At 43.5% G+C, this 2,526-nt stretch carries 3 protein-coding genes; all 3 read left to right on the plus strand.

Features of this window, described 5'->3' with window-relative positions; all coding sequences use genetic code 11:
- Positions 1–197: hypothetical protein (locus tag ABES03_RS25025; RefSeq protein ID WP_430121823.1), on the plus strand; the 197-nt coding region annotated here is incomplete at its 5' end.
- 69 nt (positions 198–266) lie between these two features.
- Positions 267–818 carry an NfeD family protein gene (locus tag ABES03_RS25030; RefSeq protein WP_430121825.1) on the plus strand — a complete coding sequence of 184 codons (552 nt, stop codon included), beginning with the start codon at positions 267–269 and terminating at the stop codon, positions 816–818.
- 15 nt (positions 819–833) lie between these two features.
- The gene (locus ABES03_RS25035; RefSeq protein WP_430121827.1) at positions 834–2,354 is read left to right on the plus strand and encodes an SPFH domain-containing protein; all 1,521 of its coding nucleotides are present in this window, start codon (positions 834–836) and stop codon (positions 2,352–2,354) included.
- Positions 2,355–2,526: the final 172 nt, after the last annotated feature.

The following is a 2,526-nucleotide window of genomic DNA, read 5'->3' on the forward strand; positions in this document are numbered from 1 at the left end:
CGTTTTTTAGTCTAGCATCAATCCAGTCCAAAAATGAGCCAATCCAGTCCAAAAATGAGCCAATCCAGCCAAAAAGTTGGCCAATGTCTCCCCAAAATGAGCCAATTGCAAAATCACCAGCTAAGATTGTTCATAATATCTCCTCATCTTTCTGCAGGATACTCAGTTTCAATGTTGAAATAATAATTAATCGGTAAATTTTTGAAGAAAAATGAAACTTTTTCCATATGCAAACGTAAATAAGGTACCTACATAAGAAGGGACTGATGCCTTTGGAACCTTTTAGCATTCCATTAGAAACCATTTATTTGTATGGCTTGATTATCTCAGGTGTATTAACCATTCTGTATGTATTGTTTGCAGATGTATTCCATTTCCACGGAGCTGGGGATGGGGGGCTACATTTTCTCAACCCTGTCTTAATTTTTGCCTTTATCACGGTTTTGTCTGCAAGCGGCTATTTGTTTGAAAAGCTATCATCCTTACATTATTTACTTATTTTAGGAATATCAGCTGTTGCCGCTTTTATGATCGTCACCTTATTAAACGTATTTGTACTCGTACCTTTATCCTCTGCGGAGGAGTCTCTGGTCTACAAAGAATCAGACTTAAGGGGACTAATAGGGACCGTGATCACACCTATCCCTGCTGATGGCTTTGGGGAAGTAATGATTGATAGCACAAGTGGAAGAATTGCCAAACCGGCATCAAGCTTTGATGGAGAGCAAATCCCGAATGGCACAACTGTACTTGTCGTGCAGGTGAAAAATGGGGTACTTGAAGTCACTGTTCATCAAGAATTAGAGAGTTTTATTTAGAGGGGGTTTTAAGAAATGGAATTTAGTATTATTTGGGTTATTATTGGTATTGTCGCACTTATTCTTATTGCCTTGATTGGCGTGTTTATCACAAAGTATAGAACAGCTGGACCTGACGAGGCACTTATCGTAACAGGTAGCTTCCTCGGTAACGGGAATGTACATGTGGACGAATCAGGAAACAAAATCAAGATTATCCGCGGCGGCGGTAGCTTTATTTTACCAGTATTCCAACAAGCAAAGCCGATTAGCCTACTATCAAGTAAACTCGAAGTGACCACTCCTGAGGTGTACACAGAACAGGGTGTTCCAGTTATGGCAGACGGCGTGGCAATTATTAAAATTGGCGGTTCGATTAGTGAAATCGCAACGGCTGCTGAGCAGTTCCTTGGAAAGCCGAAGGAAGACCGCGAAAACGAAGCAAGAGAAGTCCTTGAGGGGCATCTAAGGTCGATTCTTGGCTCGATGACGGTGGAAGAAATTTATAAAAACCGCGACAAGTTTTCGCAGGAAGTCCAAAGGGTAGCATCACAGGATCTAGCGAAAATGGGGTTAGTCATTGTCTCCTTTACCATCAAAGATGTTCGTGATAAAAACGGCTACCTGGACTCACTTGGTAAGCCGCGTATTGCGCAAGTAAAAAGGGATGCCGATATTGCTACTGCTGAAGCTGAAAAAGAAACGCGGATTAAAAAAGCGGAAGCCGCTAAGGAAGCAAAACGCAGTGAACTGGAGCGAGCAACAGAAATCGCTGAAGCAGAGAAAACGAATCAGCTGAAGGTTGCTGATTTCCGACGTGAGCAAGATATTGCCAAAGCCCGTGCCGACCAAGCGTATGACCTTGAAAGTGCACGGTCGAAGCAAGAGGTAATGGAGCAAGAAATGCAAATCAAGATCATCGAAAGACAAAAGCAAATCGAACTAGAAGAAAAAGAAATTCAGCGTCGCGAACGCCAATATGATTCAGAAGTGAAGAAAAAGGCCGATGCCGACCGTTACTCTGTTGAGCAGTCAGCAGCAGCGGATAAAGCGAAGCAAATGGCGGAAGCAGAAGCAAATAAATACCGGATTGAAGCCATGGCAAAGGCGGAAGCAGAGCGAATCCGCTTAGACGGTTTGGCGAAAGCAGAAGCACAAAAAGCACAGGGTTCCACGGAAGCAGAAATTATCCGCTTAAAAGGTTTGGCAGAAGCAGAAGCGAAAGAAAAAATTGCCGAAGCGTTCGAGCAATTCGGGCAAGCGGCGATCTTGGATATGGTCATTAAAATGCTTCCAGAATATGCGAAGCAAGTGGCTGCTCCATTATCTAATATCGATAAAATTACGGTCGTGGATACGGGCGGTGGCTCAGGTGAAAACGGCGGTGCCAATAAAATTACCAGCTACGCCACTAATCTAATGGCTAGCCTTCAGGAATCCTTAAAGGCCTCAAGCGGCATTGATGTAAAAGAGTTGATTGAAAACTACTCAGGTAAAGGTAATGTAAGAAAGAGCATTGAGGAATTAACCGACGAAGTGAAAAAGAAAGTAGAATAAATTACAAAAACTCCTTATCAATAGCGTGATAAGGAGTTTTTATTTAGGCTTTGTTAAACTTGTCTGTTGATTTCCGCTCCAGGCACTTCGCTTTCCGTGGGCGTTTCGGCGAGCCTCCTCGGCGCTCACGCCTGCGGGGTCTCCCCTGAACCGTACTCCCACAGGAGTCTTC

The organism is Neobacillus rhizosphaerae, from assembly GCF_050477885.1.
GTDB classification, from domain to species: domain Bacteria; phylum Bacillota; class Bacilli; order Bacillales; family Cytobacillaceae; genus Neobacillus; species Neobacillus rhizosphaerae_A.